Origin of the sequence: Glaciecola punicea ACAM 611, assembly GCF_000252165.1 — a bacterium.
Taxonomy (GTDB): Bacteria; Pseudomonadota; Gammaproteobacteria; order Enterobacterales; family Alteromonadaceae; genus Glaciecola; species Glaciecola punicea.
The window spans coordinates 92,027-116,862 of sequence record NZ_BAET01000004.1 but is presented as its reverse complement, the minus strand read 5'-3'; the positions used below and the strand labels follow the sequence as shown (position 1 = coordinate 116,862).

General features: G+C 44.0%; 24 protein-coding genes. 5 read left to right on the top strand and 19 right to left on the bottom strand.

The window, feature by feature from the left end; genetic code table 11:
* Positions 1 to 339: 339 nt before the first annotated feature.
* Positions 340 to 1,539, bottom strand: coding sequence for a phosphoserine phosphatase SerB (gene serB, locus GPUN_RS13575; RefSeq protein ID WP_006002712.1), 1,200 nt, complete (start codon positions 1,537 to 1,539; stop codon positions 340 to 342).
* 424 nt (positions 1,540 to 1,963) lie between these two features.
* On the opposite strand from serB, the gene GPUN_RS01500 reads away from it, so the two are divergent.
* Entirely contained in the window at positions 1,964 to 2,557 is a 594-nt protein-coding gene (locus GPUN_RS01500; RefSeq protein ID WP_006002710.1) for an AhpA/YtjB family protein, read from the top strand.
* A 38-nt stretch (positions 2,558 to 2,595) separates the two neighbouring features.
* Here GPUN_RS01500 and GPUN_RS01495 read toward each other — a convergent pair whose 3' ends face one another.
* From GPUN_RS01495 to rpoE, 10 genes are all read right to left on the bottom strand, one after another.
* Positions 2,596 to 3,396, bottom strand: coding sequence for a TatD family hydrolase (locus tag GPUN_RS01495; protein ID WP_238528929.1), 801 nt, complete (start codon positions 3,394 to 3,396; stop codon positions 2,596 to 2,598).
* Entirely contained in the window at positions 3,369 to 4,010 is a 642-nt protein-coding gene (gene pdxH / locus GPUN_RS01490) for a pyridoxamine 5'-phosphate oxidase (protein WP_006002708.1), read from the bottom strand. The genes GPUN_RS01495 and pdxH overlap by 28 nt, the downstream gene beginning before the upstream one ends.
* 135 nt (positions 4,011 to 4,145) lie before the next feature.
* The gene (gene era / locus GPUN_RS01485) at positions 4,146 to 5,051 is read right to left on the bottom strand and encodes a GTPase Era (protein WP_040519954.1); all 906 of its coding nucleotides are present in this window, start codon (positions 5,049 to 5,051) and stop codon (positions 4,146 to 4,148) included.
* Positions 5,048 to 5,722, bottom strand: a complete 675-nt coding sequence (rnc, locus tag GPUN_RS01480) for a ribonuclease III (protein WP_006002706.1) — start codon at positions 5,720 to 5,722, stop codon at positions 5,048 to 5,050. The genes era and rnc overlap by 4 nt, the downstream gene beginning before the upstream one ends.
* A gap of 49 nt (positions 5,723 to 5,771) precedes the next feature.
* Entirely contained in the window at positions 5,772 to 6,632 is an 861-nt protein-coding gene (gene lepB, locus GPUN_RS01475) for a signal peptidase I (protein ID WP_006002705.1), read from the bottom strand.
* On the bottom strand, positions 6,632 to 8,428 hold the full coding sequence (lepA, locus tag GPUN_RS01470) for a translation elongation factor 4 (protein ID WP_006002704.1): 1,797 nt from the start codon (positions 8,426 to 8,428) through the stop codon (positions 6,632 to 6,634). Before lepA ends, lepB begins: the two co-directional genes overlap by 1 nt.
* Before the next feature lie 337 nt (positions 8,429 to 8,765).
* Positions 8,766 to 9,248 (bottom strand): SoxR reducing system RseC family protein, encoded by a 483-nt coding sequence (locus tag GPUN_RS01465; RefSeq protein WP_006002703.1) that lies wholly within the window; start codon positions 9,246 to 9,248, stop codon positions 8,766 to 8,768.
* 102 nt (positions 9,249 to 9,350) lie between these two features.
* Positions 9,351 to 10,490 carry a MucB/RseB C-terminal domain-containing protein gene (locus tag GPUN_RS01460; protein WP_006002701.1) on the bottom strand — a complete coding sequence of 380 codons (1,140 nt, stop codon included), beginning with the start codon at positions 10,488 to 10,490 and terminating at the stop codon, positions 9,351 to 9,353.
* Complete coding sequence (locus GPUN_RS01455; RefSeq protein ID WP_006002699.1) at positions 10,465 to 11,085, bottom strand: sigma-E factor negative regulatory protein; 621 nt, start codon at positions 11,083 to 11,085, stop codon at positions 10,465 to 10,467. The genes GPUN_RS01460 and GPUN_RS01455 overlap by 26 nt, the downstream gene beginning before the upstream one ends.
* Positions 11,086 to 11,262: 177 nt before the next feature.
* Positions 11,263 to 11,841 (bottom strand): RNA polymerase sigma factor RpoE, encoded by a 579-nt coding sequence (gene rpoE, locus GPUN_RS01450; RefSeq protein ID WP_006002696.1) that lies wholly within the window; start codon positions 11,839 to 11,841, stop codon positions 11,263 to 11,265.
* A 206-nt stretch (positions 11,842 to 12,047) separates the two neighbouring features.
* Here rpoE and nadB point away from each other — a divergent pair, with 206 nt between their 5' ends.
* The gene (gene nadB / locus GPUN_RS01445) at positions 12,048 to 13,784 is read left to right on the top strand and encodes an L-aspartate oxidase (protein WP_006002694.1); all 1,737 of its coding nucleotides are present in this window, start codon (positions 12,048 to 12,050) and stop codon (positions 13,782 to 13,784) included.
* A gap of 65 nt (positions 13,785 to 13,849) precedes the next feature.
* Here nadB and GPUN_RS13570 read toward each other — a convergent pair whose 3' ends face one another.
* The 3 genes from GPUN_RS13570 to GPUN_RS01430 all read right to left on the bottom strand — a co-directional run bounded on the left by GPUN_RS13570 (position 13,850) and on the right by GPUN_RS01430 (position 15,731).
* On the bottom strand, positions 13,850 to 14,806 hold the full coding sequence (locus GPUN_RS13570; RefSeq protein ID WP_006002692.1) for a MaoC/PaaZ C-terminal domain-containing protein: 957 nt from the start codon (positions 14,804 to 14,806) through the stop codon (positions 13,850 to 13,852).
* A 162-nt stretch (positions 14,807 to 14,968) separates the two neighbouring features.
* A complete protein-coding gene (locus tag GPUN_RS01435) occupies positions 14,969 to 15,424 on the bottom strand; it encodes a hypothetical protein (protein ID WP_006002690.1) in 456 nt (151 codons plus the stop codon).
* Positions 15,425 to 15,458: 34 nt separating this feature from the next.
* Positions 15,459 to 15,731 carry an FAD assembly factor SdhE gene (locus tag GPUN_RS01430; protein ID WP_040519953.1) on the bottom strand — a complete coding sequence of 91 codons (273 nt, stop codon included), beginning with the start codon at positions 15,729 to 15,731 and terminating at the stop codon, positions 15,459 to 15,461.
* A 198-nt stretch (positions 15,732 to 15,929) separates the two neighbouring features.
* On the opposite strand from GPUN_RS01430, the gene ygfZ reads away from it, so the two are divergent.
* A complete protein-coding gene (ygfZ, locus tag GPUN_RS01425) occupies positions 15,930 to 16,895 on the top strand; it encodes a tRNA-modifying protein YgfZ (protein ID WP_006002686.1) in 966 nt (321 codons plus the stop codon).
* Between the two features lie 55 nt (positions 16,896 to 16,950).
* The gene (locus GPUN_RS01420) at positions 16,951 to 17,430 is read left to right on the top strand and encodes an FKBP-type peptidyl-prolyl cis-trans isomerase (RefSeq protein ID WP_006002684.1); all 480 of its coding nucleotides are present in this window, start codon (positions 16,951 to 16,953) and stop codon (positions 17,428 to 17,430) included.
* Positions 17,431 to 17,503: 73 nt separating this feature from the next.
* Here the strand turns inward: GPUN_RS01420 and GPUN_RS01415 are convergent, their stop codons facing one another.
* Positions 17,504 to 17,845: a P-II family nitrogen regulator gene (locus tag GPUN_RS01415; RefSeq protein WP_006002682.1), complete on the bottom strand. Its 342-nt coding sequence runs from the start codon at positions 17,843 to 17,845 to the stop codon at positions 17,504 to 17,506.
* A gap of 6 nt (positions 17,846 to 17,851) precedes the next feature.
* On the bottom strand, positions 17,852 to 18,706 hold the full coding sequence (gene nadE, locus GPUN_RS01410) for an NAD(+) synthase (RefSeq protein WP_006002681.1): 855 nt from the start codon (positions 18,704 to 18,706) through the stop codon (positions 17,852 to 17,854).
* Positions 18,707 to 19,120: 414 nt separating this feature from the next.
* On the opposite strand from nadE, the gene GPUN_RS01405 reads away from it, so the two are divergent.
* Positions 19,121 to 19,684 (top strand): GspH/FimT family pseudopilin, encoded by a 564-nt coding sequence (locus GPUN_RS01405; protein ID WP_006002679.1) that lies wholly within the window; start codon positions 19,121 to 19,123, stop codon positions 19,682 to 19,684.
* Here the strand turns inward: GPUN_RS01405 and GPUN_RS01400 are convergent.
* From GPUN_RS01400 to GPUN_RS01390, 3 genes are all read right to left on the bottom strand, one after another.
* Positions 19,676 to 21,217, bottom strand: coding sequence for a tetratricopeptide repeat-containing sulfotransferase family protein (locus GPUN_RS01400; RefSeq protein ID WP_006002678.1), 1,542 nt, complete (start codon positions 21,215 to 21,217; stop codon positions 19,676 to 19,678). The genes GPUN_RS01405 and GPUN_RS01400 overlap by 9 nt on opposite strands.
* 159 nt (positions 21,218 to 21,376) lie before the next feature.
* Positions 21,377 to 24,019, bottom strand: a complete 2,643-nt coding sequence (locus GPUN_RS01395; protein WP_006002676.1) for a TonB-dependent receptor plug domain-containing protein — start codon at positions 24,017 to 24,019, stop codon at positions 21,377 to 21,379.
* Between the two features lie 304 nt (positions 24,020 to 24,323).
* The gene (locus GPUN_RS01390; RefSeq protein WP_006002674.1) at positions 24,324 to 24,791 is read right to left on the bottom strand and encodes a type IV pilin protein; all 468 of its coding nucleotides are present in this window, start codon (positions 24,789 to 24,791) and stop codon (positions 24,324 to 24,326) included.
* Positions 24,792 to 24,836: the final 45 nt, after the last annotated feature.

Here is a 24,836-nt window from a genome sequence, read left to right as displayed (position 1 = left end):
TGGGCAGACGTAAGAAGGAAATTTAAATTTCCCTTTATTTATAAGCCAATGTTCCGATAAACAAACAATAAGCACAATAAACTACTTCCACAAGAGCAAGCACTATCAAGTAACAACCTAACCAGCGGCCAAGTTTGTCGCCCTATCGACAAATCATTCAAGGTTTAACCCTTGGTCAAAAGGCCAATTTCAATAAAGAATTTGAACGGCGCCCTAAAGCGATTTCGTCAAACCTACGGCTTTTAGTAAAAATGGAAGTTAAACGTTTGGCCAAGCCCAGTATTCACTCAATAGATCTGCGCACGGTAGTTAATGAACAATGCTGAAAAACTTTATTTGCTATGGCTGCAAGCAGTACAGCAAGCCTTCAAAGCCACAATAAACGATGTTTGCATCGGCGCCAGCTTGGACCTTAGGTTTGGCTTTGTAAGCGACACCTAAAGCTGCGGCGCTCATCATCAGTAGGTCGTTGGCGCCGTCGCCGATGCCGATAGACTGGTGGGGGTCTATGCTATAATGATTCAGGGTATCAATAAGTATCTGTTTTTTCATCTCCCCGTTCACAATATCGCCTTCAATTTTGCCAGTTAAGCAGCCTTGTTCTATGCCTAGAATGTTACTAGTGGCTTGGGTCAGCTCAAAGCTGTCTTTTATGTAGTTGGCGAAATAGGTAAAGCCGCCAGAGGCGATGCACGTTATCCAACCGTGCTTTTGTAAGATTGCTATGGTATGCGCAAAGCCTGGGGTAATGGGGAGTCTGTTTTTTAACTTTTCGAGTTCTGCAACGTGTATACCCTGCAAACAAGCAACACGCGCATTTAAGCTTTGATTGAAGTCGAGTTCTCCGAGCATTGCTCGCTCGGTAAGCTCGCGAACCTTATCTCCTGCGCCTGCTAAGATCGCTATTTCATCTATGCACTCCATATCTATAATTGTTGAGTCCATATCCATAACTAACAATCCCGGCCTCGACAATGACACGGATGAGATTTTAAAAGCATCCACACGATAATCTTTTGCTAAGGTAAGCAATACGCTCGCTTTAAGAAGGCTATACTGATTCGCTTGCAATTTACCGCTGTCACATGTCGCTGCTGCACTATGTTGCTGGGAAGCATCTGGTTTATGCACAAGAAGCACGTTATTCGCGGCTACCGTATTATGATACAGAGTTAGTTCAATAGCCTGTTGCGCAAATTCACTGTGCAGGTAATGTTGCTGAATAACAAGGTGCTGAGCCTGGCAAAAATACTGGCAAATAATGTGACTAAGCAGGTCTAAATTAATAGCTTGGCCCACTATTACGCACTTTTCATTTGGCGCAGCATGAAGACTATGCCGCGCGCTGTAATCGCTAAAATGCGACTTGTCAACTGTTTCAAACTGAAGGTGCTGGGGAAGAAGAACCTCAGATGAAGAATGTTGTGCTAAGGCTAAGCCTAAATAATTACCGTCGTTTAATTGAGTGTGTAAGTGCGCAATAGCCAAGCGTGCGTTGCTCGGTAAGCCGTGTTTGTATGATGCGATATTTTCGGTCACTAAGTGAGCTTCCTGTAAATCAATATTTCAGTGCTAAAGCCATCTGCTAATTAATACGCAATTATAAAATAGTCAAAGGCAGCGCTTGGATAAGCAAATAATACGTGAAGCCCACACATTTATAAAGTCAATTTGAGCACCTCGCGCATGCGCTCCTGCAGCATATCTATCAACAGGTCAGGCTGAGACTTTGAAAAAAAGCGTTTATAACCCACTTTTTTCACCATAGCCTCTTTAAAAACTGTTCTAAAACGACGTTAACCATAGCAGGTTTCGGCTGCTTTTAGCGAAACACCACTGCAAGCTTAGCAATCGTCTCAGGCAAACCTCATCCTTAACAGAAGTTCTCAAAAAACAAATCTTGGCAATTAATGCGTTTTCAACTAAGGTCGTTATAACTGTATAAAAGCAAAGATTAAGCGCCATGAACATCCATCGTAAAAGCCACAATTATTCAATATTCAAACGTATATCTAGCCTTATTTTGCTTATACTCTGCGTGATCATTGGCGTTAATTTATATTACATGCATTCACAAAACGCCGCCAAGTGGTATCAAGTTGAGTCTGAACAACTTGGGCGCAGCCTCACCCTGCAGGCCGCTAAGCTTATTGCCGCGCCCTTAGCTAAAGATGACGAAGAAATGCTGATGCAGTATGTGGCGGTTATTAACCAAGGCATGTTTGTAAAAGGCGCCGTTTTATTTGACGAACTAGGCGTGCGCTACGCTCAGGAAGAAGATAATTTTTCGGTGGTAGACATGGTCAAAGAAAATGCAGTAAAGCCTCTTGTATTTGTCGAAGACATTGTGTTTGAAGGCAACCTTATTGGCTACATTAAGCTGCTATTAGACAAGCAGGCCATTACCGAGCATCATCGAATTTTTAACAAAAACCAGCTTTCGCAGAGTATACTTATGATTGTATTGAGCATTGTGGCCGCTGCGTTAGCCACAAGGTTGTTTTATAAAACCCGTCAAAGCTATCGCAAAGCGGCAACCGAAGACAATTTGGTGTAGTGACCCTTGATTGCTGTGGTTTTAGCTGGTTTGGTAATCTATGTAAATATACGGTGATAGTTAGCAGTACTTTGCTGCACTACCTCGTTTACTGATATACCCTTTAATTTTGCTAAAGCTTGCGCAATTAAAGGTAGTCTTTCGGGCGTATTAGGCTCACCTTGAAAACCATATACTGGCATGTCAGGCGCGTCGGTTTCTAACACAATATGCGCCATATCAACTGCCTTAATTGTGCGCCTTGTTTTAACGGCCCGCTCATACGTTATAGTACCGCCTACGCCAAGGGCCAAACCTAAGGCTATATAAGTCTGCGCTGTTTGATAGCTGCCGCTAAAGGCATGCACCACCCCACCAACGTCAAACTTCTCTTGTTTAAGTATGCGAATAAGCTCGTTGTGCGACTGCCTATGGTGCAGTATTAATGGTTTTTTAATCACTTTTGCAATGCGTATTTGCTCCCGCAGCACTTTTTCTTGATATTCCATGGGTATGCTCAGTGAACCGTCTACCCCGCATTCACCAATGGCGACTATTGTCGTTTTATGCTGGCTAGCCAAATCGGCCATGCGCATCATTTGCCTTTTTAATTCAGGTTCTGGCAAAACGCTTAAAAAACACGGATGACAACCTAAAGCGATATCAATAAGCGGATACCGATGTTTTAATTCTAAAAGGGTCGCAAACTGGTCAAGACTTAAGCCCGGCACTAACAGCTTTTTAAGGCCCAGTTGCAGGGCCTTGTTCAGTATTTGCTTGCGCTTATTCTCAAATACCGCAAGGTCAAAATGGCAGTGGCTGTCGATCATGCCTAGGGCATTAATCGAGTACTGTCCCACTCGCCATTTTCTGCTTTATTATATTCGAAACGATCGTGCAGGCGGTGCTCGCCTCCCTGCCAGAATTCTATTTGGCTGGGTTTGACTAAGTAACCCCCCCAAAAATCGGGCAGTGGAATTTCGCCTTTTGCGAACTTTTCTTTTACTTGCATGAACTGAGTGACTAACAACTGACGAGTCGATATGGGCGTACTTTGCTGGCTTGCCCACGCGCCTAGCTGGCTCGATTTGGGGCGTGAGAAAAAGTATTTCGCCACAGTGGAGCGAGGCAAAGGTTGTGCTATGCCGCACACACGCACTTGGCGCTCTAAAAAGTACCATGGGAAGTGCAGACTTATTTTATCGTTGTGCTTTAACTCTTTGGCTTTGCGACTGCCTAAGTTGGTGTAAAACACAAAGCCTTCGTCGCTCACGTCTTTGAGCAATACTATACGCTGGCTAGGCTGGCCGCTTGCGTCAACCGTGGCTACAGTCATTGCGTTTGGGTCGGGCAGTTCTGCCGCAATGGCGTCTTGTAGCCATTTGTTAAATAAATCCATAGGGTTTTTAGTAAGCACGTTAGTGTCGAGCGTGCCCTTGGTATATTCTTTTCGAAAATCTTGTAATGGTTTCATCGATTCATCTCGCTTATAAATAGCGTTACTTTAACAACCGTTAATTGTTGATTGGTTTGTTTACCTGCAAGTTTTCGCACTTGCATCTTAGCGGCCAACTAAAAAATTAGAACTTAACACTTTTGGCACAGCCACTTATGGACGATAATCATCGTCATAGCCTAATGAACGCAGTGCTCGGTCATCGTCAGCCCAGCCCGATTTTACTTTCACCCATAGTTCTAAAAACACCTTATTGTCGAACAAGACTTCCATGTCTTTTCGCGCTTCAGCGCCCATGGTTTTTAAATGCGACCCTTGCTTGCCTATAATCATAGGCTTTTGCGAAGCGCGATCAACCAATATAAGGCCGTGAATATGGTAAACACCTTTAGGGGTTAACGAAAACTGCTCAATTTCTACCGTTACCGCGTAAGGCAGTTCATCGCCAGTGAAACGCATTAGCTTTTCACGAATAATTTCAGCAGCCATGAATCGGCTTGAGCGATCGGTTACGTAGTCTTGAGGGTAATAAAACTCACTTAAAGGCAGTTGCTCAAAAATTAACTTGCGCAGGTTATCTATTTGTTTGCCCTGCTTTGCAGACACTGGCAAGAGGTGGGTAAAATCATGCTTTTTATTCAATTCTTTTAGGGTGTCAAATAGTTTGCCGTGCTCAGGCACCATATCTATCTTATTCACGACTAACCAACAGGGTAAACCCGACTGCTTAATTTTGTTCAACACAAGCTCGTCATCATCGGTCCAGCGAGTGCCTTCTATTACGAATAACACCATCGATACCTCGCTTAAGGAGCTTGACGCGGCCTTATTCATCAATTTGTTTATCGCTTTTTTCTCATCAGCGTGAAGGCCTGGGGTGTCTACGTATATAGCTTGCCTATTATCGAGGGTGTCTATGCCCATAATACGGTGGCGAGTGGTTTGGGGCTTACGCGAGGTGATACTCACTTTTTGCCCTAAAATGCGGTTCAATATCGTTGACTTACCCACATTGGGGCGGCCAACAATGGCAATCATTCCACAGTACGTTTCAGTCATAATGGTAAGGCCTCTAAAATTTTTTTGGCTGCTTCTTGCTCGGCAATACGGCGGCTCTTGCCAGCGCCCGTTTTATGGATTTTTAAGGCATGTACATTACATTTGACAGTAAACATTTGCGCATGATCCTTGCCCTTTATGTCTGTCACTTTATAATCGGGCAAATCTAACTGGCGGCTCTGCAGGTATTCTTGCAGCTGCGTTTTGTTGTCTTTTATCTGCTCGTCTGGGTCGAGCGCTTTAATTCTTTTTTCAAACAGCGTGTTTATGGTAAGCGCTACAGCGTCTATTCCAGACTCAACATAAATGGCGCCAAGAATGGCCTCTACCGCATCTGCTAAAATTGAATCTCGTCTGCGACCGCCGCTTTTCATTTCGCCAGGCCCCAGTTTCATAAGCTCACCCAAAGACAATTCTCTGGCGACTTTGGCTAGGGTTTCGCCCTTAACCAGATTTGAGCGCATGCGGGTGAGCTTGCCCTCCGGCAGATTTGGAAATTTTTCATACACCCGCTGGGCAATCACAAGGCCTAACACGGCGTCGCCTAAAAACTCTAGTCGCTCGTTATGTTTGCGCGCGGCACTACGATGCGTAAGAGCTTGCTGCAGTAGCGATACATTACTGAAGGTGTAATGAAGCTGTGCTAGCAACTTAATATAGGGATCTATCACGACTTATTTCACCTATCCAATTGGGCTTAACAAACTCAACATATCCATGTTAATTAATACCGCCAATTCGGCTGAAGCGCACACCGGTTGGCACAAACGTAGGTAAAAAGTCATCTTCGCTGCGTTCAAACTCAAAACTGACCCATATGAAAACGGCTTTGCCGACAATGTTCTCTTGCGGCACAAACCCCCAGCGACGACTGTCAGCCGAGTTGTCGCGGTTATCACCCATCACAAAATAGTGATCTTGTGGAATAATATGTGTACTGGCGGGGCTCATAATCCTAGGGTTTCGTAAAATTTGATGCTTCACATCGCCAATCGTTTCGGTAAACATGGATAGGACATCACCGTGCTCTTGCACATTGCTCAAGCCCTGCGATCTTAATGATACTGGCACTTGCGGCGAGCACACCTGCCCTGTTTCACACACCGGTTCAATAAACACCTGCTTACCACGATAGTGAACAGTTTCCCCCGGCAGCCCGATTACGCGCTTAATGTAGTCTATTCGTTCATCTAGAGGATATTTAAACACGATGACGTCGCCGCGCTTTACCTCACCTGTTTTAATAATTTCCTTGCGCGCTACGGGGTCCCTTAGGCTATATGCAAACTTTTCAACCAGTAAAAAATCACCCACCAGCAAGGTTGGAAACATAGAACCTGACGGTATTTGAAAAGGTTCGTAGATAAAAGAACGAAAAATCATGACGCCAAAAAATATGGGAAACATCTGCTTGCAAAAATCAACCACCGCAGGCATGTCGCCACTTCCGCTTGCTGCATTAGCAATGTCTGCATTGCCAACGGCAACTTTTTTGGGGGCGAAGGCTAGCGCGTATACCAGCCATACCAGGCCGGTTATAAGGCTGGCGCCAACTAAAAGAATGGAGAAGTAAGTGGCCATTAATTATCTACCTTAAGAATTGCTAAGAATGCATCTTGCGGCAGCTCTACATTACCCACCTGCTTCATGCGCTTTTTGCCGTCTTTTTGCTTCTGTAAAAGTTTCTTCTTACGACTAATATCACCGCCGTAACATTTTGCGATTACGTTTTTACGCAACTGTTTAACAGTACTGCGCGCAATAATATGGTTGCCAATAGCGGCCTGGATGGCAATATCAAACATTTGCCTTGGAATAAGCTCGCGTAGTTTTTCAACCAGCAAGCGTCCGCGATAGGGGGCATTGTTTTTGTGTGTGATAATGGCTAAGGCGTCCACGCGCTCGCCGTTAATTAAAATATCTAAACGACACATATCGGCTTCTTGAAAGCGAGTAAAGTTGTAGTCAAGTGATGCGAAGCCGCGGCTGGTCGACTTTAGCCTATCGAAAAAGTCCAGCACCACTTCGGCCATGGGTAAGTCGTAGGTAAGCGCTACCTGTTTACCGTGATAGACCATGGCGGTTTGCATGCCACGTTTTTCTATGCACAAGGTAATAACATTGCCTAAGTATTCTTGCGGCACTAGTATATGGGCAGTAACGATGGGTTCGCGAATTTCCTCTATGTCGTTAACTGAGGGCAGTTTTGACGGGCTGTCTACTTTATAAACCTCGCCCTGCGTGGTTTTTACTTCATACACTACCGTTGGCGCGGTAGTAATCAGATCAAGATCGTATTCACGCTCCAAACGTTGCTGAATAATTTCCATATGCAACATGCCTAAAAAGCCAATACGAAAACCAAAGCCTAAGGCTGTTGAGCTTTCTGGCTCATAAAATAACGACGAATCGTTTAAGCTTAGCTTAGCGAGCGCGTCACGAAAGTCTTCATAGTCGTCGGAGCTTACCGGGAATAAACCGGCATATACCTGTGGCTTTATCTTTTTAAAACCCGGCAGTGCTTTTTCACACGGATTTCTGGCTAAGGTGATGGTGTCGCCCACGGGAGCTCCGTTAATTTCTTTTATACCGGCAATAACGAAACCAACTTCACCAGTTCTTAATATAGTCGTTTCGGTTTGTTTAGGGGTGAACACACCAATTTTATCTGCCTGATGCACAACACCGGTCGACATAATTTTAATTTTATCTTTAGCGTTTAATTCGCCATTAACAATACGCACAAGTGATACAACGCCTTGGTAATTGTCAAACCACGAATCTACAATGAGAGCCTCAAGCGGTGCGTCTTTATTGCCCACCGGCGGCGGTATTTTGTTTATAATAACTTCGAGTACGTCAATAATGCCCTCGCCGGTTTTTGCCGAGCATCGAACAGCATCTATGGCGTCTATACCGACTATATCTTCTATTTCTTCGGCGACGCGATCGGGTTCGGCTTGGGGCAAATCTATTTTATTTAAAATAGGCACCACTTCCACATTCAGGTCGAGCGCGGTGTAACAGTTAGCTAGCGTTTGCGCTTCGACGCCTTGCCCGGCGTCAACCACCAATAAAGCACCTTCGCAGGCGGCTAATGAGCGCGATACTTCGTAGCTAAAATCCACGTGACCAGGGGTGTCAATAAAATTGAGCTGATATTTTTCGCCGTCTTTGGCGTTGTAAAACAAGGTAACGCTTTGCGCTTTTATGGTAATGCCGCGTTCGCGCTCAATGTCCATCGAGTCGAGTACCTGCCCTTTCATTTCGCGAATAGTAAGGCCGCCACATTCTTGTATAAGACGATCAGACAGTGTCGATTTTCCGTGATCAATATGTGCGATAATACTGAAGTTACGAATATTTTTGAGTTGCATATAAAAAATGTTACCTACTATGTTCTATATCCCGGGGCGGTGAAGCTTTGCAGCGGAACAAAGTTAACGAAATGCTGACGCGTTAGTAAGTGTTGTTTGAATAGCTTACTAACCATTTAACGACCTTTAATTATACGAAACATCAGCGCATAACAAAGGACACAGATAGTACCGTTTTGCGAGACTAATTGCGACAAATCAAGCGCAATATCGGTATTTTGATATAATTTGCATGTGAATGTACAATCTAGCCCCCAGCAGCAGCCTCAGCGCTTATGCTGTGAGCCGGCTGGGCGACTAAAGCAGCCATGCACTCACATGCAAAACCCCTTCACTGCTAAATTTTATGTACGGGAATTTCATGTTTATGTGTGACGACGGGAGAAAGCGTTGCGCCTAAGAATATTGGCGTAAAATGATGCTTATTGCTAGGGCGTTTAGAAAATGCCGACGCCCCCCAGAAACCGCCTAGCGCAGCAGTACAGGCAAACCCTAACGCTAGTAGCTCATGTGCTTGCGGAAAAACAGTCATAAAAATAGTCGCGCTGAGCATTAGCAGCAGCAAAGGCACTACATACACGATAAGAGAAGCGCGCAGCAGTGCTCTCTCGCTTATGCCAATTTTAACCTGTTGGCCTACTACCAACTGGCACGGTACTTCAATGCGTACATGGTTTGCTTTCGGGGTGAAGGCTTTGGCGATGGTGCTAGTTGGGCAGGCTTCGCTGGCTTTGCAACCCGCACAAGTGGTTTTCACTTGGGTTTCAATCCAGACATGATCGCCGTCTAATGCGACTACCGTTCCCATTTCTTCAATCATTTAACGATTGTCCTAGTTGTGCTGATTGTGCTGATTGTGCTGATTGTGTGCTGACTGCATAAGTTATGTGAGCTATACGATACATTTATTACGCAAACAAGCTTAAGGACGGTCACTTTTTAATACAATTGAGCTGGCCATTTTGCTGGCTGTTTCTAAGGGGATCTCTCCCACCACCGTTACTTGAATTCTTCCGTCTGAGATTGACACAATAGAGGTAACATCGGTAGTTAGCGCTATATCTTCTTGACTTGCGTCGCTAGCTTTCATGACGTAAATGGACACGTCAACTAGTCCGTCACTCACCATCATATATTCTGCCGGCTGACCTGTTAATGAAATACGGCGTAAATTTTCGGTGACTTTTTGCATGCCTGTGGGCACAAATTCAAGCGTCCATGGGAGCGCTTGATTCTCGGTCGCTTGTGTGCTGGCGACCGGCGGTAACTGTTCGGCTTGAATATTATAAAAGTATTGCTGTACATCGTCATTAATAGACAATTGGGTAACCTGCATTTGCTCTAAAAGCTCGCCTTGCAGGTCGTACATGTTTAGCTTTAGTAACAACCCCGTTTGCTCATCTAACCATAAGTTATATTGATAACGCGACTTGTCTTTGCTAATCACTCTTATTTGCTGGGCCATACGGCCCGAGACTCGATTACGGCCCATGAGTAACACCTCGTAACCCGCTTTTAATAAATCGGGGTTGTTTAAAAAGGCGTTGGGAATAGGCCCGTCTATAAAATCGGACCTAATGCTAAGCGGTGTAAAGCCTGGCTCAAAAATGCTAACTTTATTGTTTATGCGAATTTGTTCAAAGCCTGGGCCGTTAAGCAAGCTAAGCTGTTCAGCAGAATCGCCATTCTCCATGCGCGCTCGTCGCCATACGTAAGGCATAGTCTCACGCCTTGGGCTTGACACTACGTAGCTAATTTCGAACGACACTTGGTTAATTGTGTTCGACAAACGATTCATCCATGCATCAGCTGACATCACATCGAAAGTGTTTTCTTGGTTGATCTCAGCCAGTGATTCAAGTCCAGATTTGGTTTCTGCTTGCGTTTCTGTTTGCGTTTCAAATTGCGTTTGAGCTTCATTGCTGCTTTGGGCCGCACTCGCTAAAGGATACAGAGCAAATGTGATGATAAACATGAAAACAGCCGCCGACAATAAAATCGCAGGCAGCTGTTTTTTAAAATATAATAGCGTCATCTTATTTTGCACTACCACCGTTTTCATTAATCGATTCTTCGTTAGACTCTGCAGCTTTCACGCTTGCATCAGAAATGGAGATGTTTCGCAGCCTTTGCTGGCGCACGTGATCTTGAATTAGCGCGTTGATTTGCCGTCTTTGCTGGATAAGCTGGTCCATGCGATCTTGCTGAGAAATACTGGCGCTTTGCAAGCTCACAGGTGCTAAACCACCTTGAGGACCTATAATGGGAGGCGCAGTTCTAAAAGGGTCTGTTATTTCAGGCTTATTGTAAGTTTGCACGCCAAAAATTACCATTGCCGTTACACATGCCACCATGGCTAACTGGCCACTTTGCCTAGCAATAGGCAACAAGGCTTGCACTACCGGCAGTTCCCGCCAGCCTGGCTTGGGCGCAATCATTGCTAGTTCGTCGTGTAACGCTATGGCAATCTTGTCGCTGATGTCAAATGAAATGTCGCTTGACATGTCTTTACGCAACACATCGCGTGTTAAATGATAGCTTCGCCATTTTGCGCTCAGTTCTGCATCATTCATAATGGACTTAGCAAATTTGCTTCTTTCGCTGTCCGTTGCTTCACCGTCGACCATGGCCGATAAATTTTCATGCTTTTGTATCATTGACTGAATATCCTAGCTCAACCTATCCATTCGAGTCGCAAATAGATGGTTCGTTCATTTTGTTGTACCAAATCTTTTCTTTTGTTTATTAAACCAATGAAAATATAGGCTTTATAAATTTTAACGTTCAGTAAAAATCAACCATTACGAATATACAAACGTAAACAAAATAAAAAATTAATTCTCAATTAACGGCAGAATCACCTTGTCAATCGCTTCTCTAGCTCTAAAAATTCTAGATCTTACCGTGCCAACCGGGCATTCCATCACCGCGGCAATTTCTTCATAGCTTAAACCTTCTATTTCACGCAGTGTGATAGCCGCGCGTAAATCGTCTGGTAAGCTTTCAATTGCCGCAAAAAGTTTTGTTTGTAACTCTTCTGACAGTAAGGTTTTTTCGGGCGACGCATTTTCTTTTAGGGCATCGCTACCGTCATAAAAATCAGCCTCTTGGGCGTCTACATCACTCGCGGGTGGCTTTCTGCTTTGCGAGGTTAAATAGTTTTTTGCGCTATTAACCGCTATTCTATAAAGCCAAGTGTAAAAAGCACTCTCGCCTCTAAAATTCGGCAATGCTCTGTAAGCTTTTATAAACGCTTCTTGAGTAACGTCGGCTACGTCTCCTGAATTTTTGACATAGCGCGAGACAATGTTCATTACTTTATTTTGGTGCCTAACTACAAGTAAATTAAACGCGTTTTTATTTCCGCTTTGTACCTGTTTAACTAACTCTTGGTCGGTTGTTTGCTCGCTCATTAAAGCCACATCTCCTTTTACACTACTACCGAAATGGCGGCTGGCAAGTGCTATAATTGACCCATACTTTTGGTTTAAGTTCGAACTTTATCAAATTTAATCCGTAAAAACGCTTTATCTTAGTATTTTATTGCTAATATTTAGAACTATCCAAACAAGTTTCACGTAATTATCGAGTACTTTCATTACTATCTCTGAAAATAACTATGCAAGCACCTACAGCAGTCCCAACGGCTACATCCGAACCTGCAATGTCTGCACAAACCGCGATATTAGAAGCAGATTCGCCTGAAATATCTGTGGCAAAAGTCACTAGCTTGCCAGAAGCACAGGCAGAACATAGCTGCGACCTCTTAGTTATTGGCAGTGGCGCGGCTGGGCTTAGTCTTGCTTTGAATATAGCCGACCATTGCAATGTAATTGTGTTAAGTAAAAGCGATATTGATGAAGGCAGCACTCGCTATGCTCAAGGTGGTATAGCAGCGGTATTTGACGACAACGACTCTATTGAGAGCCATATTCAAGACACCTTAAAAGCTGGGGCCGGCATATGCGATGAGGAGGTGGTGAGATTCACCGCGCAAAACGCCAAACAAAGTATGCAGTGGCTCATAGGTGAAGGCGTGCCCTTTGACCAAGAGTTAGATGCTAACGGCGACACTAGGTTTCACCTCACTCGCGAGGGTGGCCATTCTCATCGTCGAATATTACACGCTGCTGATGCCACCGGCGCCGCCGTTCAAAGCACCTTGTCTGAACGCGTAAAAAATCACCCAAACATTCAATTGTTTGAGCGCTACAACGCCATAGACCTGATTAAAACAAGCAAAAGCGACAATCACTGTGTAGGTGCATATGTATGGAACAGAAACGCTGAAAAAGTAGAGTCAATAAGGGCCACTTTTGTCGCACTAGCAAGCGGCGGCGGCAGTAAAGTATACCAGTACACCTCAAACCCCGACGTTTCAAGTGGCGACGGTATTGCTATGGCGTGGCGAGCAGGCTGTAATATCGGCAATATGGAATTTAATCAGTTTCACCCTACCTGTTTGTATCACCCCGACGCGGGTAACTTTTTAATTAGCGAAGCCCTGCGCGGTGAGGGCGCATATTTGTGTCACGGCGACGGCACCCGCTTTATGCAGCAATTTGATGAACGCGGCGATTTAGCCCCGCGCGACATTGTAGCCCGCGCCATCGACTTCGAAATGAAGCGTCTAGGTGAAGACTGCATGTATTTAAATATTAGCCATAAACCAAGCGAATTTATCATAAAGCACTTTCCGAACATCTATAAAAAATGCCGCTCTTTAGGCATAGATATAACTCGCCAGCCTATCCCGGTGGTACCAGCAGCGCACTATAGCTGCGGAGGCGTGGTCACCGACCTTGATGCGCGTACTAATTTAAACAACGTGTATGCCATTGGTGAAGTGGCTTATACAGGTTTGCATGGCGCTAATCGCATGGCCAGTAATTCGCTGCTTGAATGCGTGGTATTTGCACACGCCTGCGCTAGACATCTAATTGCCAGCGGGCAATTAGGCCACAGCAAGCAGCAGTCGGCTAACGCAAACGCCATTATTGAACTTTGGGATGAAAGCCGCGTTATTGATTCAGATGAAGCGGTTATTATTCAGCATAACTGGCATGAGCTACGCTTATTTATGTGGGATTACGTTGGCATAGTGCGCTCTAACAAACGCTTGGAACGCGCCGCACGACGGATTAATTTGCTGAAGCAGGAAGTGGACGAGTATTACTCTAACTTTAAAGTAAGTAACAACATGCTTGAGCTGAGGAATTTGCTCTGCGTTGCCCAGCTTATTGTCATTTGTGCCATCAAGCGTAAAGAAAGCCGCGGGCTGCATTACAACTTAGATTATCCTGAACTGTTGGAAAACTCTGGCCCTACTATTATTAACAAGGATATGTCGCTGTAGCTAAGTGCAGTGAGCCGCTCACGCATGTTATTCAGCTCAAAAAATCACATTATTAGCCAAAATAACTAGAATCTAATATTGCCATGCAAAAATATGTGTTCTTTGGTGCCTGTCTTGGGGCTTAAGTTAAAATTTATTGTGTTTGAGGCACACTCTCGAGTATTGAGTATAGTGTTTGCCGGTAGCGCAATTGCATGTTTAAACACAGTGTCTATTGTAAATGGGCTTTGATAAAAGCGATGCTTATTGGCAATGTTTGAGACCGTGAGCGCTTTTGAGAACATGCCGTGGGCAATGGCTTTTTTGAAGCCAAAGAATTTTGCGCTCATGTTATGTAAATGGATGGGGTTATAATCGCCCGACACTTTCGCGTATTGGCGGCCAATGTTACTCGCAAAATTCACTTCAAGCTTTTCTGAAACGCCCACAGCAATTGCGCTTGAAATCCAGTCCGGCGCTTGCTTGGCGTGATTTTTTACAGCCTCTGCTGCATCCGCATGCTTAGTGCGAGCTAAGTAAAAACTCGTGGCTTTTATATCAGGCGCATCATCGTTTGTGTTGTTCGCGCTGCTTGCGGTGGTGACAACCTCAAACAACCAGCCTTTTTTGTGGTAAAAAACACCGCCAAAATAAGTCTGCAAATGTAATTTATCAGCTTGACTGGGTAGCTTATTTACGCTTATTTGATTGGCCACATGCACCATGCCCATGGGCGCAAAAGGAAAATCTTTATGCACCATCATTTCTAACTGCAAAGGCAATGATAAAGTTTGAATATAATTGGGATGCACTAGCGAAGCTAAGCCCGGCTGCCACTTCGTAAGTTGATTGTAAGTGGTGCAATGCTTTGCATTAATAGACTCTTGGCGCTGACAACTTACTGTTGGCAAGCACATATTCGGTAATGAATGCTCGCTTTGTAGCGTCGTGCTAGGTTTGTGGCTAAGTGCTTTTATATAAAGCTGTAGCGTTTTAGTATTCATATTCATTAGGCCCAATACTTTCACACAAGTTACATACATGGAAACTTTCCCCATCAGGAAAGTTATCAACCGTGATATTCATTGTTAGTATAGAGTAAAGTACTCTCTTCATGAAAACTTCTTCATATCGGAGCATAATCGGTGTTTGTCAAAACCATGGTGTTCTCACGCACTTTGTTTTGAAAAGCGCCAAAGCGCCAGTTAAGACACGTGCCATATTAAGTGACGACATATGCTTTTATATTGAGAAGGACTAAGCAAGAATTTAGGTAAAAACACCCAGTGCATTTTTTTTTGCCTAGCCCAAAGTGACAACTCATTACTAGGCGTTTTTTGAAATGCAAGCCAGCAACCCAGCTGATTATGCCTGCATTGTACTTCACACAGCACGGCTAAAAGCTCATATTCGTCGTTTATTCTATGCACACCAGCGCCAACGTCACCTTCATGCAATATCAAATGAGTGATAGTATCTTGCCTACGCCCTTTCAGTAAGAAAATACACATAACGGTGAGGCTAATTAGTAAAATATAGCTGAGTGTGGAAAGAGTATACTTCGCAAGTAGTAGGGTTATCGCTACCGCTATTAGTAGGCAAGCGACATTACAACGGTCAACAAATTGGTTTGATGGCGCAAGTGCAATCGTTATTGACACATATAAGCCTTATATTAAACGTGTTTAAACGGCTTTAGTCAGCTCTAATCTTAACCCGGTCTAGCACTATACTCACCATTTCAGACAGATCTGGATCGAAACAACGTTGATGTCCCATAAACCAAGCGAACAAATCTGGGTCGTCGCAGGTTAATAACCGCTCTAACGTTTCTTGCTCTTGAAAAGTGAGTGTGTCAAACGCCTGATCTACGAAAGGCAGTAGTAGAACATCAAGTTCTAACATGCCTCTTCTGCAGGCCCATCTTAATCGTGCTAATCGTTTAGGTTCAAATACCTTCGCGTTCAAAACTCTTTCCTTTGTTAAATAAGTTTTACGTTGCTAGCTTAACATTAAGCTAAGCTCCAAAATACTGATCTTGGGATAATTGTTGCTTTAGCAAGTAAATCTTTGTGCGACTATTGTAAAATGCACAGGTAACCCATAGTTCTACCTGATAACATGCATAGCATCTGTATTTTTAACCCTTTTTAAGGAGCGTGTAACGTGGCTACTCATTCATTTATGGCAACACTAGATGACCTAAACATTGTTAAAGTATCGGGCGAACAGCGCGTCGACTATTTAAATGGACAATTAACGGTGTCGACCAAAAAGTTTGACGGCGGGAGCGCACGATTAACCGCCCACTGTGACTTTAAAGGCAAAATGTTTGCCGCTATTATCATAAGCCAGTGTAATGACGCATTTTTCCTTAGCATGCATAAAGACTCGGCAATAATTAGCCAAGAACAGCTTAAGAAATACGGTGTATTCTCAAAAGTAGACATTCAAATAAACGAAGAGCTCCATTGTATCGGCATTGCCGGCGATGAAAACATTAAGCACCTAAGGGTGCTGTTTCCAGCGCTAAGTAGCACACATATGAGCACTACCAACAATGAATTCGGCCAAGCTATTTGCTTTTCTGACGCAAGCCTGCGCTACTTGTGTTACCTAAGCGACAAAGGCAAGCAAAGGCTGCTAGATATTAGCGACGCCGACGCATTTGTTCCCTGCGAACGTTGGAATATGCTAGAAATTGAAGCCGGTATTGCGAACATACAAGCCGCCACTATGAGCCAGTTTGTGCCTCAAATGCTAAACTTTCAAAGCATACACGCCATCGATTTCGACAAGGGCTGCTATATGGGCCAAGAAGTAGTGGCTAGAACCAAATTTTTAGGCAAAAACAAACGTGCTACGTTTTTATTAAGCGGTACGCTTGAAAGTGAGCTAAGCATTAACGCCGGCGACAACATAGAGTTGCAAATAGGCGAGAGCTGGCGACGCGGCGGTGTTATTGTGCGCGCCGTAAGCAGGCCTAATGCAGTGGACGAGTCGGGCAATAGCAAAACGGTAAAGCTGCTCGCGGTTATGCCCAACGACACTGACCCAAACGCGGTAGTGCGCTTAAAAGACAGTGATGTTAGACTTAGCGTGACGCCACTACCTTACGAATTAACAAGATAGTATTGATATTATATATCTTAGCACTAACTTATCTTACTTAACCAAAAGGATATTTATGCAAATAGCCGACAATCACGTAGTTACGCTTCACTATACCGTTAAAACTCAGGACGGAGACATTATTGATGAATCTCAGTCAACTGAGCCACTAGCATTTATTCAAGGCTCCAACTTTATGATAGCGGGCTTAGAAGACGCTTTATATGGCAAGCAAAAAAGCGAGAAGTTTGAAATAACTGTTGAGCCTGAGCAAGCTTACGGGCACCGTCAAGACGCATTGGTGCAGGCAGTACCTGCTAGTATGTTTGAAGGTATGGACATTGAAGTGGGCATGAGCTTTCGCGCCACTACCGACCAAGGTGAGCAGTCGGTCATAATAATCGATAAGACTGACGAGCACGTTACCGTAGACGGTAATCATCCATTGTCAAGCCTAACACTTACCTTTGATGTAAGCATTGAAGATGTGCGAGAAGCCAGCGCCGAGGAACTCGAGCATGGACACGTGCACGGTGCCGGTGGACACGATCACTAAGGCTTAAAATACTTGGGCTGCTTTTTATCTGCCAAGCAGTTGTTAAGCGCCCCTTGCTATTGATTTATTAAGTTTATCCTAGCGCATCAGCGCCCTCTTCACCGGTGCGGATCCTGATAGTACGCAACACATCAGACACAAATATTTTGCCATCGCCAATTTTGCCTGTTTTAGCCACCTCAATAATACTTTCTACTACCAAGTCAACAATATCGTCATTAACCACCACCTCAATTTTTACCTTAGGTAAAAAATCTACCTGATATTCGGCCCCTCTATACAGCTCCTGATGGCCTTTTTGGCGACCGAAACCTTTCACCTCAGTGATAGTCAAACCTGACACCCCAGCATCTGCAAGGGCCTCTCTTACATCATCAAGTTTGAAAGGTTTAATTATCGCTTCTATCTTCTTCATTATATATTACTCGTTGTCGTAAATAGTCGGAATAGGAATTCGTTTATGCTGCGTTTTAGTATAGATGTTTATTAAACGCTCGTCACTGCTCTTGTCTTGGCTTTTACCTTCTAAAAAGTCATCAATTTGATTATATGTAAGCCCAAGTGACGCTTCGTCAGTTAACTGCGGCTGCAAAGATTCTAAGTCAGCGGTTGGCGCTTTTGTAATAACGTGCTCTGGTGCGCCTAAAAATGCAGATATTTGTCTCACCTGACGTTTGTTTAGGCCAAACAGCGGTGCTAAATCACAGGCGCCATCGCCGTACTTCGTATAAAACCCCGTAATATTCTCGGCTGAATGATCGGTACCTAGCACTAAACCTTTGCTTAAGCCTGCAATATCGTACTGTATGGCCATACGCGTGCGCGCTTTAGCGTTGCCCTTTACGAAATCGTCTAACGCGCTAGTAATATCGTTATTGTTAAAAGCCGACGAGGCTTGCAGTGCGTCACGCGCTGCACTATGAATAGCGTCGGCACCCTCTTTTACGTTCGCCGTTACAGAAAGACTTGGCGCTATAAAATCTAAACTGGCTTGGGCGTCGGCTTCATCAGCTTGGCTTGAATAAGGCAGTCTTACTGCAATAAAACGATATTGCGCAGCTACTTGGCCTACTTCTTCATTTAAAGCATTAACCGCTAATTGCGCTAAACGGCCTAGTAGGCAAGAGTCTATACCACCGCTAATGCCCAGTATTAAAGATTTCATACCAGAATCGAGTAGCTGCTGTTTAATGAAATTAACCCTGCGGTTCACCTCAAAACTAGGGTCTATGCTAGGAAGCACTCTCATTTCATCAATAATATTCTGTTTTAACACTGTAGGCTCCGTTCAATATTTATGCTATACGGTGGATAATTTGTAAGTCAGGATTTGCAGACCAGTACTACAACAAAGTCTAAACTTTAACATGCTATTGTATAGCTGCATACGCATCCATTGCTCTTCATATTATATAGTTTACGCGTATTAATTAGGAGTAGTGAAGTGAATTTTAGTGTAAGAGTGGTTAAAACGTTAACAATGCGTGACGGTAAGTCGCCTTTGACAACATGCGAGTCAAAGCAAAAGGCTTGGCGCTGTTGAAGATACTGATGGAAACGAGCTTAGCTGTAGCTAACGTTTTTAGTTTATATTTTGTTCTATGTTTACTATCACAAAGACCAGTATTTAATTAAATAAATACGGTTAAGCTTTTATCTCACACTTTATATAAGATGGGATTAACAGCTTGTGGTAAAAAAAACAGATCTTGACAGCGGTTTCACACTGCTTGAACTACTCGTTAGCATCGCTTTATTTTACATAGTATTAGGCATTGCTGCGCCAAGCGCTAAAAGAATTATCGATGTGCACAAAATTGCTGCCGATATAAATCACACCAACGCGATCATTCGATATGCTAGGACCTATGCCATAAGTCATTATCAAACAAGCAAAGTGTGCCCTGCTTTTGATCACACTACCTGTTCTACAGACTGGGCGCAGCCGTTAATTGTATTTGCTGATAGCAATAGTAATAACCTTCGCGATGCTGATGAGCCTCTGCTTGCGGCGCGCGCTGCCCTGCGTTCGCAGCACAAAATGAAAGGACCGAAATCACCGATACAGTTTTACGAAAGCGGTGAAAACGCTTCGCCTGCCAGTTTAACGCTGTGCCCTGTGTCTAATGATAATACACTGGCAAGAGCATTATATGTGAGTTTACAGGGCCGTATTAGACTCAGTATAGATCACAATAAAGACGGTATTCATGAACGGGTTAAAAGAGTAAATTTAGTCTGTACTTCATTTTGAGCACTCGTTCATCATTGCTTTATAGGGCTTTGCATTTCCCACTGACAAGTTTGATATGGGTGCACGAACCTGAACCGCGCTGAGAGTTTTTATAGGTTTAATATGCAGATCTTGCACTGTATGGGCAGGATCTGCCGTTTGCTGATATATACAAGCTTGTTCAAATTCAAGGCCACAGTAGCTTAGTACTTGGCTTATTAGCGTTTCAGCTTGCTGCACTAGGTCTTCATAATGCAGCCTGTATATTTCGCTACCAAAGGCTTTATGCCAAAAGGCCATTAGGCTTTGATAAAAACCGTGATACACATTTAACTGCGACAAATCACAAAAATAGGGTTCGTTGCTGGCAAAATGATGTCTGAAAATAGACAAGGCGACGTCGTCAAAATTACGGCTTAAGTGAATAATTTTGGCATCAGGGAAAACGCGTTTAATAAGCCCTATTGACTGAAAATTTGCCGGCAATTTGTCGATTATATAAGGGGCGGTTAACTGGCGTTTTTTAATGGCACTGTTATAAATAGCCCGTGCGTTTTTAAGCAGCGTATCGTTTTCGCAAGAGTCTTGTAATAATGCGCTCATAAAGAGTGGATATGGCTGCTTGAAATGCTGAGTAAAATAGCGCGCAAGCTGTTCGCTGATGATAGTTGTCTCTGCCACACTTTCTATGGCCGAATGTTTACTTAGTAGCGTTTCAAGAAGTGTTGAGCCCGTTCTGGGTAAGCCAATTATAAATATAAGGATTGGCCCTTCTACATTCGCATTATTATTATGTTCAAGGCGTTTGTTATGTTGGGTAAACGGGCTATGAACACTTTTTATTTGACCAAAAAAGGTCGCAAGATCTTGGGTATCAAAATTAGCCTGCATGCGCTGAATATTGTTCGCTTGCTGCCATTGCATAAAAGCTTTTTCTGTTTGGCCTAAATGATGAAACACTTCACCAATTCCATAATGTAAAAGCATCGCTTGAGGTGAATTTTTAGGCTGGCTTTCTAATAACTTTATAAGCTGATCTGCGCTGCTGCTGCAGTGCATGCTGGCATCAAGCTTAAGCATTAAAAGCCAAGCATAGGCGAGTAATTGCACCATTTTTGAAGACGACTCACAAAGCGCAATGCAGCGTTTACAATATTCTTTAGCTTTGGTGAATTGGCCGGTTTCACTGCAGTGTAGGGCCGCTTTATATAAAACTTCAGGACTTTGCCTAAATTGCGCTAACATAAAATTATTTAAGGTAGTTACGTCTGCATGCGCATTCACGGCTTCAAAAGTATCCATTAAGCTAAATATGGGCCTGTAATCCTGCGGCATTCTTTGGCAAGCCTGAGACAGGTGAGAAATAGCCCGATCAAACTCTTCTACAATGCTATAAAGTTCACCTAAGACCAAGTGAATCTGGCCATTATGAGGATAGACCTGAAGCAGCGACCTTAATATTTTATGCGCTTGGCCATAGTCTTTTTTTTCCACGCAGTGCTGCGCTTTTTCAAGCGCGTGTTGCGCTTCTTTGGGCAAGTTTAGTTCATTCATATAAGAGCGGCTTTATCCTTGGCTCATAACATAAAAAAGCCCTGCGGCGGCGTTCTAAACTAAACGCACCACAAGGCTTAATGTGTGAAGTGCAAAGGTGATGTTGCCGATGCACTTTTAGTCTTTTATTTCATACAACTTTTTACAAAACGCTAACACTTAAAAGTTATACGTTGCCTGAACATAATAATAACCGCCATTGATACCAAATGGAGAGGTTTCGTAAAACACACCACCCCAGTTATTATTGGGAATACCTTGAGCCGCTGGAATATTAATACGCTCAGCATCTTGGTCGAAGATGTTTTGTGCGCCGGCCGTTAAAGTAATTGAATCATTCACGAAGTAACTCGCTTCAAAATCTACCGTAACTGCTGAAGATGCTGTGATTGCCGTGGCATCAAAGTCGACGTGAACACCTTGGTATTCGCCAAAGTAATTCACGCGTGTAAAGAATGAGAAGTCATCCATACTTTGCGACCACGTGGCGGTAGCGCGATGATTGGGTAAATCTTCTTCTAAACGTTTTACTTTGAAAGCACCGGTAATCTCAGAGAAACGGGTAACCTCGGTTTCATTCCAATTATACGCTACGCTAAATCTCGAACTGCCGCCCATAAGCTCAGTAGAATAGTTTGCTACTATGTCTAAGCCTTGGGTAGTAGTGTCAAAGTCGTTGGTAAAGAAGCTGACTTGGGCAAGGCCGTCTGAGTTGGGAACACCGGCGGCTTTTAAGGTAGCCTTGTTTTGTTCTGTTAAATCGATTTTATTCGACTGCGAAATACGATCATCAACGTCAATATTGTAAAAGTCTAGCGTAATGAAAACATCACCCGCACTGTAAACTGCGCCCAAGGTATAGCTTACTGACTCTTCTGGTGTAAGCTCTGTACCGCCTAACTCAACCGAGATTGGGTTAGTCGGCGGCAGCAGTGCCGAGTCAACTAATACGCCACTGCTCAGGTTAGTTTGCACGTTACTTACGTTAGCTTGACCAACGGTAGGCGCTCTAAAGCCGGTGCTCACTGAGCCTCGAAACGATAAGTCGTCGCTAGCGTGGAACTGACCGCTTACTTTAAAGTTAGCCGTTGAACCAAAGGTGTCATAGTCTTCATAGCGAACGGCTAAGCCCATTAACAATGCTTCACTAAAAGGTATTTCAGCGTCGCCGTAAACGGCGTAACTGCGCCTTGTTGATACACCTTGGTCTGAAGGCTTAAAGCCAGGGAAACCGTTTGAGCCAATACTGAAACCTTGGTTAAACAGAGGACCGACCTCAAAGGATGCTTGGTCGCCTGAAATAACCTCAAAGCTTTCTTCTCGCCATTCCAAACCACCGGCAATGTTTGCCAAATCATCTAAGCCAATATCGACTAACTTAGCCATATCATAGTTAATGGTTTTTTCTAGCTGGATGTACTTACCTGGTGCAAACTCTCGGGGGGTATCAGGGCCTAATGAAGAGTTGAGTGTGTCAAAAATCAAAAACTGCGATTCACTTCGACCTACACCGCCGCTTAAATCAAATAACCAACCGTCAACAAAACCACCGTTAAATTCGCCTTTAGTCCCCATGGTTATTGAAGTATCGGTGATGTTTCCGCCAAAGTTAGGGGTAAACCCGCCTGGTAAATTTTGGTTGTGTGCAAAACAATTTGCAGCCGTTAATTGACCCAAGGCCAGTTCGTTAGGTAGACCGTTTGCACCAAGTTCCACCACAGGGCAGTTTAATTGCTGCGACAAACCGTCAAGTGAACCGACCAAAATAGTTGCGGGGGCCGCATCCCATGCTGCTTGTCCCGTTGGATTGTCATTACCGGGACGGTAAGCGGGGCTGCCATCAACATTTCTGACAATTCCGCCATATACACCTGGTCGTGTGGTTGGGCTACGGTAGTAGAAACCACCGCGTACGTCACGCTCAGAATAGTTACCAAACATGTAAAATTCTTTATCGTTGCCTAGGTCTAAACCAACGTTACCAAAAATAGTGATGTCGTCATTTATTTCAGGTGAACCCCAAATTTGGGCAGGATTAGCAAGCTCTAAACCCGCTGCGGCGAACTCTGTTGCATCAGCTCGCTGCACACTTCGGCTGGTAGCATCGGAGTTTTTATACTGAAAGCTTAAATTAGCAAAACCATTGTCGGTAAACGGCAAACCAACGTTACCTGACACCTGCGTAGTAGCGCCATCACCTTCGTAATGTTCGCCTTGGCGTACTGAAAGAGAGCCGCCATCGTTGTCATCTTTTAATACAAAGTTCAATACACCGGCAATAGCATCCGAGCCGTATTGTGCAGCGGCGCCGTCGCGCAGTACTTCAACTTGCTTAAGTGCGATGCTTGGAATCACGCTAATATCGGGGCCTTGAGCGCCGTCGTTTATGCCGCCGCCAAGGAAGGTTATAACCGACGAGCGATGGCGACGTTTGCCGTTGAGTAACACCAGCGTGCTGTCTGCTGATAAACCCCGTAAAGTCGCAGGGCGTATTAAGGTAGCACCATCACTGATGGGCATGTCGTGAACATTAAACGAAGGAACCGAGCCCTTAAGAATACTTAGCATGTCAGTGTTACCTGACTTAGACAACTCATCTGCGCCAATAATATCGATAGGTACGGGTGAGTCTGCTACTGAGCGTGGTGCTGCGCGGCTGCCGACAACGGCAATTTTTTCGACGTTGTCAATGTTTCGAGCCTGCTGTGCTAGAACGGGCATGGAGAGCATTAGACCTGCGGCAGCTGAAGCTGCAATGCCGATACGCACGCTGGTGCATAAAGATGAAAGTTTCTTTTGCATGGTTCTTCCTATGAGTGTGTAAATAGTATGTATTAATTATTTTATAAATGACTTTAGGGTAAAAAAGCCACTGTGAGCGCTCATAATTTGGCGACACAAAATAATATATACAGTTCTTTTTCTTAATTATCAATAAAATTAGAAAATAACGCTAGACACTTGTGTTTTTTTATGACTAAAGTATAAATTTTAAGTGATATTTGTAGGAGGCCTTGCTAGTCTGTGCGTAGCAAATTTTTAATGCCCAGATGCGAGATAAAAGAGTCATTAATGGTAGGACCAACAAAAATGCGCTAGGTCAATACTAACAACGCCAACAGTACTCGCTCAAAGCAAGTGCTCCATCCGCGTTTACGTCCCATCCTTTACGTCCATCATTATATAAGAATAGATCACCGTTGCCCGCTACCAAAGAGCCCACGACCGGCGTCGCCTTTAGCATATAGGACTGGCCGTTAGTACTTACGTTGTAAATTGAAAGCGTGTATTTTTTGTTGTCAGCGGGTTCAGAAGCAGGCGAATAAGTCGCAAATATCGCAGGGACACCTGTGTCGCCGCTCGATACTGCAGCGCCTTTATAACTGAAGTTAGACGCACTATGTCTTTCCATGGCGCTGGCAAGACCCATTAAGTCAGCTTGTGCAGCGCCGCGTGCACTGCTAACAACCATGCCTTGATAGCTAGGATAAGCAATGGCAGAAAAAATGCCTATTATGGCCATTACTATCATTAGCTCTATTAAGGTGAAGCCTCTGGTTTTGGCTGTTAACATTACTTTTTCCTTAAATGTGTTGTGATGATTGAAATAGTCGTTGAG